Source organism: Pseudoalteromonas sp. SWXJZ94C (genome assembly GCF_015864385.1).
Classification (GTDB): domain Bacteria; phylum Pseudomonadota; class Gammaproteobacteria; order Enterobacterales; family Alteromonadaceae; genus Pseudoalteromonas.
This window is the reverse complement of sequence record NZ_JADYXF010000068.1, coordinates 1-15,292: the sequence shown is the minus strand read 5'-3', so window position 1 is coordinate 15,292 and position 15,292 is coordinate 1. Positions and strand designations below refer to the sequence as shown.

The 15,292-nt window shown below is 36.6% G+C and carries 11 protein-coding genes; 9 read left to right on the top strand and 2 right to left on the bottom strand.

The annotated features are described in order from the left end of the window. Positions 1-354 precede the first annotated feature (354 nt). Positions 355-819 (top strand): hypothetical protein, encoded by a 465-nt coding sequence (locus I6F65_RS19770; RefSeq protein WP_197114546.1) that lies wholly within the window; start codon positions 355-357, stop codon positions 817-819. Positions 820-1,525: 706 nt separating this feature from the next. Here I6F65_RS19770 and I6F65_RS19765 read toward each other — a convergent pair. Next, positions 1,526-2,698: an MFS transporter gene (locus tag I6F65_RS19765; protein ID WP_197114548.1), complete on the bottom strand. Its 1,173-nt coding sequence runs from the start codon at positions 2,696-2,698 to the stop codon at positions 1,526-1,528. Positions 2,699-2,847: 149 nt separating this feature from the next. Between I6F65_RS19765 and I6F65_RS19760 the strand changes: the two genes are divergently transcribed. The 7 genes from I6F65_RS19760 (at position 2,848) to I6F65_RS19730 (ending at position 12,807) form a co-directional block, all read left to right on the top strand. Continuing rightward, complete coding sequence (locus I6F65_RS19760) at positions 2,848-3,735, top strand: LysR family transcriptional regulator (RefSeq protein WP_197114544.1); 888 nt, start codon at positions 2,848-2,850, stop codon at positions 3,733-3,735. Between the two features lie 429 nt (positions 3,736-4,164). After that, the gene (locus tag I6F65_RS19755; protein WP_165721786.1) at positions 4,165-5,313 is read left to right on the top strand and encodes a N(5)-(carboxyethyl)ornithine synthase; all 1,149 of its coding nucleotides are present in this window, start codon (positions 4,165-4,167) and stop codon (positions 5,311-5,313) included. 170 nt (positions 5,314-5,483) lie between these two features. Next, positions 5,484-6,848: a Na+/H+ antiporter NhaA gene (gene nhaA / locus I6F65_RS19750; protein ID WP_166109278.1), complete on the top strand. Its 1,365-nt coding sequence runs from the start codon at positions 5,484-5,486 to the stop codon at positions 6,846-6,848. A gap of 510 nt (positions 6,849-7,358) precedes the next feature. Beyond that, positions 7,359-8,300, top strand: a complete 942-nt coding sequence (hflK, locus tag I6F65_RS19745; RefSeq protein ID WP_002962612.1) for an FtsH protease activity modulator HflK — start codon at positions 7,359-7,361, stop codon at positions 8,298-8,300. After that, the gene (gene hflC / locus I6F65_RS19740) at positions 8,297-9,280 is read left to right on the top strand and encodes a protease modulator HflC (protein ID WP_166109279.1); all 984 of its coding nucleotides are present in this window, start codon (positions 8,297-8,299) and stop codon (positions 9,278-9,280) included. The genes hflK and hflC overlap by 4 nt, the downstream gene beginning before the upstream one ends. A 52-nt stretch (positions 9,281-9,332) precedes the next feature. Next, complete coding sequence (locus I6F65_RS19735; protein ID WP_165734853.1) at positions 9,333-9,791, top strand: ATPase; 459 nt, start codon at positions 9,333-9,335, stop codon at positions 9,789-9,791. 457 nt (positions 9,792-10,248) lie between these two features. Next, positions 10,249-12,807 (top strand): bifunctional diguanylate cyclase/phosphodiesterase, encoded by a 2,559-nt coding sequence (locus I6F65_RS19730; RefSeq protein WP_197114542.1) that lies wholly within the window; start codon positions 10,249-10,251, stop codon positions 12,805-12,807. A 66-nt stretch (positions 12,808-12,873) separates the two neighbouring features. Here the strand turns inward: I6F65_RS19730 and I6F65_RS19725 are convergent, their stop codons facing one another. Then, positions 12,874-13,086 (bottom strand): hypothetical protein, encoded by a 213-nt coding sequence (locus I6F65_RS19725; protein ID WP_197114540.1) that lies wholly within the window; start codon positions 13,084-13,086, stop codon positions 12,874-12,876. A gap of 769 nt (positions 13,087-13,855) precedes the next feature. Between I6F65_RS19725 and I6F65_RS19720 the strand changes: the two genes are divergently transcribed. Beyond that, complete coding sequence (locus tag I6F65_RS19720; RefSeq protein ID WP_166109282.1) at positions 13,856-14,593, top strand: Crp/Fnr family transcriptional regulator; 738 nt, start codon at positions 13,856-13,858, stop codon at positions 14,591-14,593. Positions 14,594-15,292: the final 699 nt, after the last annotated feature.

Below are 15,292 nucleotides of genomic sequence, written 5' to 3'. Positions count from 1 at the left end.
AACCGCTCATATTTTAAATACTGGATATGCCCAATGTTTGAGCCACAAAGGGTTGGTTATGTGTAAGCATAAACCACAAACTTGTTACAGCGCAGTGTGTAAACACAGCCAGAAACTGGACTGACATTGGTACTAAACGATGACTGAGGCGAAAGCCAAGGGCCTTAATTAATCATCAATAATGCTTAATTAAACTGCCTAAATTCATATGGGTGACTGGTGCATATTCACACCAATCGACGTCATTACTAGGTGCATAGTCATATTTAAATTGAGTTTAAATAATAAGAACACTTGGTTTTTGAATAAAAAAGATCAAGAAAACACAGCTGTCTGCTTGACCGGAATTTTCTAATGGGTGACCCCTTAGGTCTTTTAAAAGCACAAGTTGCATTAATCGCTGGCGCAGTAGGGGGTGCAATTGGGCTTGTTGTAATGAACTTAGGTTTAAGCTACACCATGGGCGTTGTTGTAACCGGCGCTGTAATTGGGCTTATGGTTGCAACATCAGAAGAGGTATTTAGAAAAGCATCAATTAACGTTACTTTAAAACCTATTGGTACTGGCATTTCATTAGCAAAAGCGCACAGCTTTAATTTAACTTTAGGTGCAGATCCTATTTTAGTTGGGTTTACAGATGATATGGATATTAAGTTAACAAGCAGCGGAATTGCGATGCAAAAGCAAATAGGCCGTATTTCAATTGAAGGTAATGACGTGTTTTTTACTGATGATAGTGACAACAGTAAAGTGAAAATAACAAAAGAAAGAGGGTTTAGCATCGAAAACTGTGAAGTAAGCCTGCAAGGTATTAGCTAAATCTTAAACTGATATACAACATGATTTAACTACTTAAAGGCAAAGAGCTTGAACAAATGAAAGGGTAAATATTCTCCCTTTAATAAGCGCCAAAACTAAAGTAATAGAACTAGAATAATAGAACTAAAGCAATAGTTTTGGCGTTGTTAGACTGCTTCACTCTTTAAGCTTTTTTACTAAACCCAAGCATTTTATAAACTTGCAGTAACTACCTAATTTCTCAATAATTAAATTATTAATGCGCTTAAGTAAAGTGTGAGTCGCTTGTTCAATATCACGATCTGCAATAGCATTTAATATTATTTTTTAAACTTTTATTATTTCGATTTAAGCTGCCTCGATTGCGGTTTTTCCTTAGTTGTTAACTGGGTCATCAACTTTCGAGTATGTTGTGAAAATGAATAACATTAGACGTGACGTAGTTTTTGTAAAAGACGTAGTAGAGCCTTTGGTGTAATAAGCAACTAAAAGGAGCATATAGCTGATAGTCGGCTAAGAGCTGTGGTTTCAACTGGTGAATGCAACACTATCCTTATTATTAGTTAAAGGAGCGTTCACAGGAAACAGAGAAAGTGTATTTGTTATAATGCAAAACAAAGAAGATTAACTTTTAGTCTTAAATAGTCGTCAATTTTTTATAGATATAATGCAATAAGCTCTGCTTTGATATATAAAAACAGAGCCCAAGTTTAGGTTATGGTTTTAACTAATTTATGATCTGCGCCTTTCGATCTAAAATTCCACTAAAACGAGTTAAAACAAGTGCAATTAAAACAACAACAGCGCCAACCCAAGGAGTATTCATTAAACCATGCTCTTCAACAATGATACCACCTCCCCATGCTCCTATTGCAATGCCTACATTAAAAGCTGCGATATTTAGACCCGATGCAACATCTACTGCATCAGGTGTGTATTTTTCAGCTAGTTTCACAATATAAACTTGCAAGCCAGGTACGTTACCGAAAGCAAATGCACCCCATACTAAAATAGTTATCACAGCTGCAACCGGGTTATAAGCGGTAAAGTTTAAGACTAATAATATCCCTGCAAGTCCTGAAAAAATTATCGTTAATGCTTTAATAGGACCAAGGCTATCAGCCATTTTTCCACCCCATATGTTTCCGACAGCAACGGAAATACCGTACACTAAAAGTATTAAACCTACCGAACTAGATGCAAAGCCAGTCACTTCATTAAGAATGGGTGCTAAATAAGTAAAAGCAATAAAAGTTCCGCCATAGCCAATCGCTGTGATCGCATAAACTAATAATAACCTTGGATGAGTTAACACTTTAACCTGTGCTGCAAGATTAGTTGGTTTAGCTTGCTTTAAATTGCTTGGGACGAGTATAGCGCTACCAATCATGGCTAATAAACCTAAAATAGATACGGTTAAAAAGGTAGCTTCCCAACCGAAAACTTGACCGATATAAGTGCCTAATGGAACCCCTGTTACTAAAGCTACGGTTAATCCTGTGAACATAATTGCAATAGCACTTGCTCCTTTTTCTTTCGGTACTAAGCTTGTAGCAATAGTAGAGCCTATAGAGAAAAATACACCATGTGCCAGTCCTGTTAGTATTCTAGCTATTATCAATGCTTCAAAACTAGGTGCTTGCCAAGCGACCAAGTTTCCAATAACAAACAACCCCATAACCGATAACAACACGTTTTTTCTATTCCACTTACTTGTAAAAGCGGTTAAAACAGGAGCACCTATTGCTACACCTAGTGCGTATAGACTAACTAATAAGCCTGCTGAAGGGATCGATATACTAAGGTCTTGTGCCATTGTTGGTAGTAATCCGACAATCACAAATTCGGTTGTTCCTATCGCAAAAGCGCTGAGTGCTAATGCAAGTAATGCTAGTGGCATCATAATCTCCAAGTTTAATTAATACAGCGGTGTGAAGTTAGGGGGTTAAAGAAACCCTTACTTCTATTTGTTGGCGTAATTATTACCTGCTAAACTGTTGCAATAAACAGTGTTACTTACAAAATACTATTGTAATAAATGAGGTTAATTTGAATTTAAAAACAAGATCCGATGATTTAGAGCTTTTATTAGCTGTTGTTGAGTTTGGCGGTTTTTCTGCTGCTGCCGACGCATTAAATATTCAAGTTGCTCGTATATCTCGCTCTGTAACAAAAATAGAAAAAGATCTTGGAGAAACTATTTTAATTCGTACAACTAGACGAGTTATGTTGACAGATGAAGGTAAGAAATTTGTTGATGCAGTAAGTATTGGTCTTCAGCATATTCAAAATGCAGAAGCAGACATAGCTGTTAAGGCAAAGATCCTTCAAGGAAAGTTGCGTATTGATGCTGTTAGCCCATTTATATTTCATCAAATTGCGCCTCATATAAGTGCTTTTAAAAAGGCTTACCCTAATATTGACATTGAACTTAATTCTAATGAAGTAATCGTTGATTTAATTGAAAAACGTACCGATGTAGCAATTAGAATAGGAAAATTAGATGACTCAACATTACATGCCAAAATTCTAGGAAAAAGTTCACTTTTTATTGTGGCATCTCCGCAATATATTACACAAAACGGCTTACCTAAAAAACCAACAGATTTGAAAAATCATACATTAATTGGTTTTTCAAATATTAAAACACTTAACAAATGGCCGATTAGAGGGATAGATATAATCACACCAACAATAACAGCTAGTAATGGTGAAACTATTCGGCAATTAGCTTTATCAGGAAGTGGTATAACGTGCTTATCTGGTTTTATGGCTAACCAGGATATTGAGTCAGGTAAACTCATTTCATTGTTGGACTCATATAGGATTCAAGGTACTGACAGGGAGTTGGTGAATGCAGTATTTTATAAATCGTCAGCAGCTTCTGAAAGGGTTAAAGCATTTATAGACTTCATCAAACCCAAATTAACATTATGATTAACATTAGCTTTGTTTATTTGCTTATCTTATCTTTAAGAACGCTTTTGCAAAGTGGAAGTTTATATAAAAGCCAAACGTTCAGCTAGCCCAATACAAAGCTCATTAAATCTGTTCTACAAAGTAAATCATTAAGTTAAAACCTCAGTAATTAGCGAGTACTCCCTTTATTTCAGTTTGAGATACCCAAGTTAGTAAACCTTATTTCTGATATACTCAGTCAGCACTTTTACTCAAAAGGTAATAGTCTTCAGCTTGCAAGTTAACTCACTGCTCTTCATTATTTATTGTCAAAATTACACCTTTGTAAAATAGAGTTGGTTCATCCGAGCCAAAAACGTACAGAAAAAACACCGCCTAAGTTTATTGGCGAAGTATGATGATTCGTTGATGAACTCAAGCGTACTTACTTTATAAACAGGACTTAGCATGAGTGAATTAACTATCGGCGTTATCGGAACATCCCGCAAGACAGATGAAAGACGGTATCCTATTCACCCAGAGCATTTATTACGAATTCCCGAAAATCTTAGAAAACAAATGGTGTTTGAACAAGGCTATGGCACCGCTTTTAATGTTAGCGATGAATATATTGCAACGTTAACGGGTGGCATTGCATCGCGCAGCGAAATACTTACCCATATTGGCACGGCCATTATTGCAAAGCCTGTACTTGCTGACTTAGAAGAAATGCGCGAAGGAGGCACTATTTGGGGCTATGCCCACTGCGTTCAACAGCATGAAATAACACAAGCGGCAATTGAACGTAAACTTACCTTAATTGCTTTTGAAGATATGTATGTGTGGTCACCACAAGGAAATGCAGGGCGCCATACTTTTTATAAAAACAATGAAATGGCAGGGTATTGCGCTGTAATACATGCTTTGCAACTTAAGGGTATTGATGGTCATTATGGCGATCAACGTAAAACGATTATATTTAGTTTTGGTGCAGTGAGTAGAGGCGCTATTTACGCCCTTAAAGCGCATGGCTTTAGAGATATTACAATTTGTATTCAGCGTCCTGATCACGAAGTGCGTGAAGAAATATTAGATTGTCACTATGTTAAGGTACGAGAAGGTCTTGAAGGAGAGGCTCGCATGATGGTTGTTGAGCATGATGGGACTAATCGACCACTTAGCGATCTTATTAGCGAAGCCGATATTATCGTTAACGGGACTTATCAAGAAACAGCTCATCCGGTTAACTTTGTAATTGAATCAGAGGCCGACTGCTTAAAACCAAACAGCTTAATTATTGATGTTAGCTGTGATGAGGGGATGGGATTCTTTTTTGCAAAGCCGACAACGTTTAAAAATCCTTTATTTCGATATAACAACACGGATTATTATGGTGTTGATCATACACCGAGTTATTTATGGGAAAGCGCGACGCGTTCAATCTCTGCGGCGCTCATTGTATATTTACAAACGATACTCAAAGGCGCTTTACAGTGGCAAAAAGATGAAACCATTCGCCGTGCAATAAACATTGAGCAAGGAATAATTAAAAATACGGCTATTTTGGCATTCCAAAACCGCGAAAATATTTACCCTTATAACGTAATAACACAATGATTATATCTATCTCTAATCTAATTTTACATTAGATTAATTAGGGGTGTGCACTTCGTCTTAATGCTAGTAATTTTAAGGCGAAGTGTTTGTTGACTGATAGTAAAACTGGAGAACTTAAATCTTAAAAGTTTTTATAAAACGAACACCCACAATTTATAAGGCTACCTGATATGCCTAACGATTCTAAAAACATACTAAATCGTGGCTTAGACTATATGCACGACCCATTTTCTAATTTTATGCGTGCTCAAACCACCTCTAGTCTGTTTCTTCTGGTATCTACAATCATTGCACTATGGTGGGCAAATTCAGCTTATTCAGCTACCTATCTGAACTTAGTGCATACGCCTATTGGGATCTCATTAGGAAACTTTGAGCTAAAAACCTCGCTTAAACACATTATTAATGATGGTTTGATGGTGATATTTTTCTTATTGCTTGGGCTTGAAATAAAACGAGAGGTACTTGCTGGAGATTTAGCTGAGCCCAAAAATAGACACATGCTCATTTTTTGCGCCATTGGCGGAATGGTCGTGCCGGCTGGTATTTATTCGCTGTTTAACTGGGGGCAAGATTCACTGATTGGTTGGGGTATACCCATGGCAACCGACACTGCGTTTGCATTAGGTGTGCTTACAATTGTAAGAAAACATATACCAACAAGCTTGTTGGCTTTTATTGTAGGTCTTGCGATTGTTGACGATGTGGGGGCAATACTCGTTATTGCCGTGTTTTATACCCAAGAAATATCGGTGATGTATTTGTCATGCGCCGTTGTTCTATTTGCTTTTTTAGTAGCCGCCAATTATGCCGGAATAAGGCAGCCGCTTTTTTACATTATCATTGGTCTTGCCACCTGGTGGATGATGTTACAGTCAGGTGTGCATCCTACTGTAGCAGGTGTTGCTATTGCTTTAACGGCTCCTGCTCGCTCAATGTTGGGCTCAGGAAGGTCGCTTGAAAAGGCAAAAACAACCATTACCTCTATGCAAAAAGAAATAGAGAAAGTAGATGTTCTGGCTAGCAGACAGGATCATAAACAGGTACTCGAAATTCGTGATTTAGCCGAAAATGCGGGTACACCTTTGCGTCGGTGGGAAGATGTGCTGCACCTGCCTGTCGCACTGTTTATTTTACCGCTATTTGCTTTAGTTAATGCGGGTGTGGTTTTTAACTTTAGTTCATTTGTTGAGAGTCTCAGTGATCCCGTTGGCTTAGGTATTATTAGTGGTCTTGTTGTTGGTAAGTTTATTGGTATTTCGGGTGCGTGTTGGCTTGCTTTGCGCTACAAAATAGGTTGCTTGCCAGAAGGTATCAATCTTCAGCATGTTATTGGTGCTTCACTTATCGCTGGGATTGGATTCACCATGTCTACCTTTATTGCTACGTTGGGGTTTGATGGGCAAGCCGAGCATCTTCATAACGCAAAAACATCGGTTTTAGTGGCTTCGGTTCTTTCTGCAATACTTGGGGTTTTATATATTCGAGTGGTTGCCTCAAAAAAGAGCAATAAATCAATTAATTCAACGTCATAATAGGACGAGAAGGGGCTAATGGGTATTCAATAGTTTGTACTCATTAGTTGTACTTAACCCTTTATTTATCAATTAAACCTATTGTTTAAAACACGCTATGTGGCGTACCGAACAGACCAATTAAAATAAATACGCTAATGTCTTATTAAGGTTTTTTGGCTTTAAATTAATCTATAAGTGCATGAATTTAAATCTTAAAACTATTCCTTAAATCATTACCCCTAAATTATTACCCTTAAATTATACAGAGGAAGTTATCACCTAGATTGCGAAGCACGTTGGCGCTTTAGGCTAGGGCTTATGACAATCTAAAGTAGTAATAAGGCTCCATATTTTTGGTTTCTTAAAAAGGAGAATATTATTTCTACACAAAACGAAAATAGTCCAAATTCTAAAAGTAAAAGCGGTCCGCCAGATATCGATAAAGTGATGAGCGGTGCGTTTAAAAAGTATAAGAAGTTGCTGAGTGGAAAATTTAGCACAAGTTTAACCATAGTATTGTTTTTGGGATTGATTGCTACAGGCTATAGCGCAGTCTATACCGTTCCCAGTGATTCAGTTGCTTTGGTATTAAGGTTTGGTAAGTTTCAAGAAATTCTGCCTGCGGGCTTACATGTAAAAATCCCATTAGGTGTTGATCACGTCACAATAGTGCCTACCAAGCGGCAATTAAAGCAGGAGTTTGGTTTTTCTACTCCTGGAGCCTCAGACCCTGATCAAAATATTAATCCTGAAAATAATATTCGCTCATTTGCGCCAAAAATTTCACCTGCAACAAATCAACGCGAAGAAACCCAAATGGTAACTGGCGATTTAAACACTGCGCTGATTGAATGGGTAATTCAATATCGGATAGCCGATCCCCAAAAGTACTTATTTGAGGTGCGCGACCCGGCAGGCACTTTACGATACGTGTCTGAATCAGTTATGCGTGAAGTTGTAGGCGATAGAACTGTAGATGAAGTAATTACCATTGGCAGGCAAGGGATTGAAATTGAGGCATTACAAAAAATGCAGGCATTGGCAACCAAATATGTAATGGGGATTAGTATTGATCAGGTTCAACTAAAAAATATTAACCCACCCGTACCAGTACAAGGGTCGTTCAATGAAGTTAATCAGGCTCAACAAGAAAAAGAAAAGTTGATTAACGAAGCGCGTCGCGAATATAACCGCGTTATTCCGCTTGCTGAGGGGGAGCGGGACCAACGAATAAGAGAGGCTGACGGTTATCGCCTTAAGCGAGTTAATGAAGCTGAAGGCGACGCTTTGCGTTTTAATGCGCTGTTTGCACAGTACCAACTGGCACCTGAGGTAACACGCAGACGAATATATATAGAAACAATGACTGATGTTATGCCAACGATAAAAAATAAAATTATTATCGATAGCGAAGCACGCGGTGTATTACCTTTACTCAATTTAACTTCACTAAAAGGACAGCAGCCATGAAATCTTATTTAATCGTTGGCAGCAGTATTTTAGCTGCACTTGTAGGGGTTACTTTATATAGCGCTTTATATACGGTTAACGAAGTAGAGCAGGTTGTTATTACTCAGTTTGGTAAACCGGTTGGTGAGCCAATTAGAGAGGCGGGTATTCAACTCAAAATGCCTTTTGTTCAGCAAGTTAATTTTATTGATAAGCGCGTGCTGGAATGGGAAGGAACACCTTCTGATATGCCGACCAAGGATAAGCTTTATATTTCTGTAAGTCTTTACGCGCGGTGGCAGATTACCGATCCGTTGCAGTATTTTTTACGCTTAGGTGATGAGCGAAGCGCACAGTCTAGACTTGATGATATTTTTGGCAGTGAAACGCGTAATGCAGTAGCCACACACGAATTAATCGAAATTATTCGTACAACGAAAGATCGCCAACCTTTGCGTGACTCGTCACTCACCGAGGCTGAAAAAGAGCAGAATATTGGTAGTTTAGTGCCTATAAGCATGGGACGTTTAGTTGTCGAGCAAGATATATTTAATGCCGCAGCCAAAAAAGTAAAAGTATTTGGTATTGAGCTTATGGATATTCGCTTTAAACGTATTAATTATAATGAAAGTGTACGCCCTAAAATCTATGAACGTATGATCAGCGAACGTCGTCAAATAGCAGAACGCTTTTTGTCAGAAGGAAAAGGCGAAGCTGCCCGTATACAAGGTAACAGAGAGCGAGACTTAGATAAAATTCAATCTGAAGCCTACCGAGCAGTAACAGAAATTAGAGGTAAAGCTGATGCTAAAGCAGCCGCTATTTACGCCTCAGCCTATAACAAAAATGATCAAGCAGTCGCATTTTATGCATTTACCCGTTCGTTGCAGGCGCTTGAACTCGCCCTTAGCCAAAACACAACATTGGTTTTATCGACCGACAGTGAGCTATTTCAGTATTTACAACACACTCAGGCGAGTGAGCCTAATCCTAAAAATTAGCATGCTTCATATTTAAATATTGTATAGATATCATCAAACTTAGGAGCAATAAATGCAAATTGAAACAATTAGAGATGTACTCAATTGGACCGTTTTATTTCACAAAAACTTAAAAGATAGCCTAAACCAGAGCTCTGAACAAAATAAGGATGAGGGAGCACGAATGATGCTTCGCTACCTATCTGAGCATGAGGAGAGTTTAGAGAATATTGTACAAGGATTTGAAAATACGGCAGACGTAAAAGCGCTAAACACCTGGTGTTTTGATTACATCGAAAAGCACTCAATTATTGAGCGCGTTGATTGCAACTCACTCTTTGAAGAGCTAGATATCTCAGACATTATGGAGAAAATAGTAAACCATCATGAACAAGTTATTGAGTTATACATTCATATATATTCTCGTGTAGATATCGAAAGCGCAAAAACGTTGCTTGATACAATAAAAGATATTGAAGAAAATGAGATAAAAAGAATTGTGCAATCGGCTAACCGGTTTTCAGATATGTAATCGACTGATTGAACTGGCAATATTAGTGTATTACTAAGGTGTCAGTTCAATCAAATGTATGTGATATCCATTTATACCAAGGATCTTTTCTTTTAATCGAGTTAAGTAAAATGGTTTGGTGTGCTCAATATATCCGGACAGTCAATTCTAGTTTATTCAGTTATACCAATCTGCTTATATACGGGGTCTATTTAGCAACGTTATAGAGTGATTTAATTTGTTTTAATTGTTCAAATATTTATGCAGGTTGGTATTAAAATGAGAAGCAGATGATATGGCATGACTATGAATCTACTTACTTTTCATTAGATTATTCCCTCAATTTAATATCTAGCCATAAAGGCTGTATCTTTTTATTTAATATAATACAAAACAATTAAATTTGACTGTACTAATACGGCAGTTGCTTTACAGTTTAAGATCTTGGCGACTCAAATTAGAAGGTTACAACAGACTCATGCGGTTATCTCTAACTCAATCAGCAGCAAGTATTTTATATTTAGGCTTTATTCAGTTTTTTGTTGTTGTAGTAATTTTGGGTGGGTTGGAGAGTATTTTACTTGAAGCACCTCTGATGCCTATAATTTCTATTAGTACCGCTTTAATATCGCTAGTTTTAGGCTCAATCTTAACTTTATTATTTAATTTTAAATTTACAAAAAAAGTTAAATATGTGACTCCTGTATTAGGCATTCTAGGGTGTGCTTTTTTCTTAAATTTTCAATTTAGCTTATGGGGAGTCGTTGACGAAAAGTTTTTTTTAATTAGTGATAATCCATTTATTACTGCTTTAAATGCCGTTATGGTTTTTTCTTTTTTCTCAGCGCTCATTATTAAAATTTTATGTTCTGCAACGATAACTAAAGGGGCTAAGTTTACCAAAGCAGTCATGTTTTTAGTTATCTTTACGGGTGTGTCGTTATGGTACGCTAGTGCAGTAAAAACAGTGAGTAGTGAAGAAGAAAAAGCACGAGAAAAAATAAGCTTAGTGGGGACAATGCTTAATAAAAATCTTGATGAGCATAAAAAGTCATTATCTCGGATTAAGTCGAGATTAGAGAAAGTGAGTCATGATAATTTTTTAAAGCTTGCCGCTGTTGATATGAAAAATTATGCGAGAGATTATAAAATCATCAAAGGGATGCTTATTTTTGATGAAAATCTTACGTTAGTTGAAGGTGACATATTTTCTAAGCAATTTATTTCCAGTGGATTTTTATCAAGTGATTCTGTAGTGAACTGGTTAAATACAACTACGGATGAAGTTAGATTTGCAGCTAATTCATTAACGTTGAAAACGAGTACGCCGACTATTATGTTTTCGATACCTATAAATTCAGTTACTAGCGGTAAATATCAAGTTTTAGCTTTACTAGACATGAATTTATTAATTGAGAACAGATACATAGATTATCTAAATACGTTTGATGTATTTATTGAATTGACGCCTCAAGTTTACTTTTCTGTTAATGCTCAAAAGCAAAACGTATACGATTTAAATATACTATTGAGTTTATACAGTGACTATATTGTAGAAAAAGTCGATGTAATGGGCATTTTAAAGCACAATATATATAGTTTTATTAATAACTACTCTGCATTAAAAGAAAGGGCAAAAGTCGAACAAATTATAATTTGGCTTACTTTCATCTTTATCTATATTTTTATACTTGCTTCAGACTCTTCATACCTACTAAAACAACAATCAAAAAAGCTGTTTAAAATGGCTAAATATGATGAGTTAACAGGGCTAATTCGCCGAGATGCGCTAGATGATGAAATAAACGCTAAACAGTCTAAGCAGGCTAAAGCGTTAAACTCACCGTGTGCAATGGTTTTTATAAACCTAGATGGCTTTAGTTCTATAAATAATAGTTTAGGGCATGCCATAGGCGATAAAGTTCTCAAGTTAGTTGCAAGAAGACTTAAAAATAACGCGCTGACAGCCGACTCAATAGCACGCTTTGGTAATGATGAGTTTATTCTTTATTACAGCAATATAAGTAAAGATAAACTAAGAGAAGAAATATCAGTATTAATAAGCTCTTTAGCAAACGTTTATTATTTAGAGGACGTTGATATTTATCTTACAGCCAGCGCTGGTATTTCGATGTCTAAAGAAAGAGTAGGAAATTCAAAAGTACTATTACAGCATGCAGATATTGCTATGGACAGTGCGAAAACCCTTGGAGGGAATCAGCTTTGTTTTTATCATAAGCTAATGGATGATAAGCATAAAGAAATAGTCCACATTAGAGGAGAGCTTCAAAAAGCGCTTAAAGATGGTGACTTAGAAGTGTATTACCAACCAATCCATAGTTTATCTGATAACAAAGTGATTAGTGTTGAGAGTTTGGTGCGATGGAAAAGTAATGGTGCGTATATTTCCCCGGCTATTTTTATACCTATAGCAGAGCAAACGGGGCAAATATTAGAAGTTGGCAAACAAGTACTAGCACAGGTACTTAAAGATATGAGTAATACTGCACAGTTAAAAAATATTACTGTGGCTGTTAATTTTTCACCCCAGCAATTACAACTGCAAGGGTTTGTTGCAAATATTTGCCAATTAGTCTCTGATAAATGTATAGAGCCACATCGGCTCACAGTTGAAGTAACTGAAACAGTCATGTCAGAAAAAGGGGTTATCGAAGGCGTTCTTAGAAAGCTGATGGCTAAGGGGTTTAATGTTGCGATTGATGACTTTGGCGCTGGATATTCTAGCCTTTCTTACTTGTCGAGGCAGCCTGCTAATATTATAAAAATAGATCGGGAGTTCACGATTGGTGCTGAGCATGAGGGCCAAGAACGCGCTTTATTAGAAGGTATCATCAAGATTTGTACAGAGCTTAAAAAAATAGTGGTCATTGAAGGTGTTGAAAATGCTGAGCTGATCGCCTATTTATCTCAATTCAGCAGTATAAGGGTTCAAGGCTATTATTTTTCCAAACCAATACCTTTAAATAATCTTATTGATTATATTAATAGCCTAAATAAAACAAGTCATCATAAGTAAAACGAGAATAATCAATTATTACCTTACAACATGGATTAACTCGCTAACTATGGAGTAATAACATAGCTACGAGCGTCTGTTTTTTACGGGAATATCATTTAATAGCTTTATGATAGCGCTGTTATTACCGAGTTTAGCTAAGTCTAACAGGTAGCTTTTTTCTAGCTCTTGCATTGACTGATCTGCTAATAATTCTTTTACCGATTGTTCTTCCCCATTTGCTATTGAAGTTTCTAAGGCTGCAAAGTTTGCGATTGAGTATTTAATTTCATTAGTCATAATAAGTCCCGTTTGCTGTGTTTTGTTAAAGCTGTTTACTGACGTATTTTCAAGCTTGGCTTGATCTTTACAAAGGGTAAATATGGGTTGGCATTGTTGGGTTGCAAGGTGGAGCGAGTAATTGGTTTAATTTATCTTAGCTATTGACTATATGCTGGTACAAAGACGACATTGCTTGCTTAGAGCGCTCATTATTAGCTGGACCAACTTTACACCTACTGAATTAATAGCGCACCATTAAAAATGTTCATAAAGTTTATCATATTCCTGAATACATACACCAACATATATCAAGCTACGTTAAGGGTCGGTTCGTTAACACACATAGTCTAATAGCAGAGTTCTATTTTGTGTTTTATAACAGTGAGTTGTCGCCATGCTGTGGTGTGGATTATCTTTAAATTTCATCAACCATTATGGATATATATCAACTAAAGGCAGATAAATTTAGACTATGTGTGTTAGCGTACATATTCGCCTTGTTATATTGAATATTTTATTATTTCAGTGAAGTACAGCTGGGAGTGTCGGCTTATATTTAAAGTGAATAAACGTATATAAAATAATTAAAGACACCTTAAAATTCTTTAATAAAAATAGAACAATTTTTATTATCAAAAAGCAACGACCTTTCATTTCTAGCGCCTAATAACTGTATAAACAAATCCGAGTTTATTATTAAAATATCCTAACTTACATACTTTCAAAGCCATTACTTTTAGGTTTTATTAGTTATAAGTTGGGCATATAAAAAGGAAATTCACATTAGATGGGTCAATTGAAGAACAAACTGCTTAATGCTTTATCTACTGACGCACAACACCACATGTTTCCGCTTTTAAAGCGAGTCAATTTATCCCTTGGAGAAGTTATTTATGAAACAAGTGAAAAGCTCGATTACGTTTATTTTCCAATAGATAGTATTGTTTCATTATTGTATGTGATGATTGATGGCTCATCTGCTGAAATATCAGTTATCGGTAATGAAGGGGTTGTAGGTATAGCTGTATTTATGGGGGGAGAAAGCACCCCCAATCGGGCTATTGTGCAAAGTGCTGGTACTGCTTATCGCTTACCCGCTTGTGAATTACGCAGGCAATTTAATAGCGAGCCTGATATGCGTATGCTCATGTTACGTTACACGCAATCATTGATTACCCAAACGGCGCAAACCGCAGTTTGTAATCGTCATCATAGTATAGTGCAACAACTAAGCCGCTGGCTTTTGCTATCGATTGACCGTTTACCGAGTAACAATTTAATAATGACTCAAGAGCTAATAGCAAATATGTTAGGCGTAAGACGTGAAGGGGTAACTGAGGCCGCTGGTAAACTACAAAAACTGGGTATTATCACTTATAAACGTGGTCATATTAGTGTGATAGACCGACCTCAGTTAGAGTCCCAGTCTTGCGAGTGCTATGAGGTTGTAAAAAGAGAAACAGACAGGTTGGAGTCTTATATGGAAAAAAAACCTAACACGAAAGAACCATCAATTATCAGTTAATATATTCTGGTATCTAATAAGTTTATTTATATAAAAATAAAATTCACTAATAGCTTCAAAAAACACAGCCTAGCAAGTTGTTCACTGAGCCTGGGCTCTAAAATAAATTTATTAAATGATACGAACAAGTTTAGTTGCTGGTCACTTAATCTTCAATTGCAAAGAGGTAAATTTGTAAGGTAGAGGTTGAGTTTTTAGAGAGATTAAAGGGCTAAAAATATGGTTTGGACGTTTGGATAAAAATAATAAAAACTTAACGAGTAGATTTGATCGGTTCTTCAACTATCTGAAATGTAAACTTTAATTGGTACGACTGAGTGGGTTTGTACTGCTGACCCTTGGATCGGGTGATAAAGAGTGGGTAGTGCTTTTTCTTTAGTTATTTATTACTTTGAATTGGTACGACTGAGTGGTTTTGAACCACTGACCTTTGGACCGGGTGATCAAGAGTAGGTAGTGCTTTTTCTTTGGATTTTTATTACTTTGAATTGGTACGACTGAGTGGATTCGAACCACTGACCTTTGGACCGGGTGATCAAGAGTAGGTAGTGCTTTTTCTTTTAGTTTTTTTATTATTTTGAATTGGTACGACTGAGTGGATTCGAACCACTGACCCTTGGACTGTAGTGGTCAATAAAATTTGGCCACAGTTTTAGAGTCTTTGTATCTAATCTCAGATTCATTTGGCGCTAAACCAGC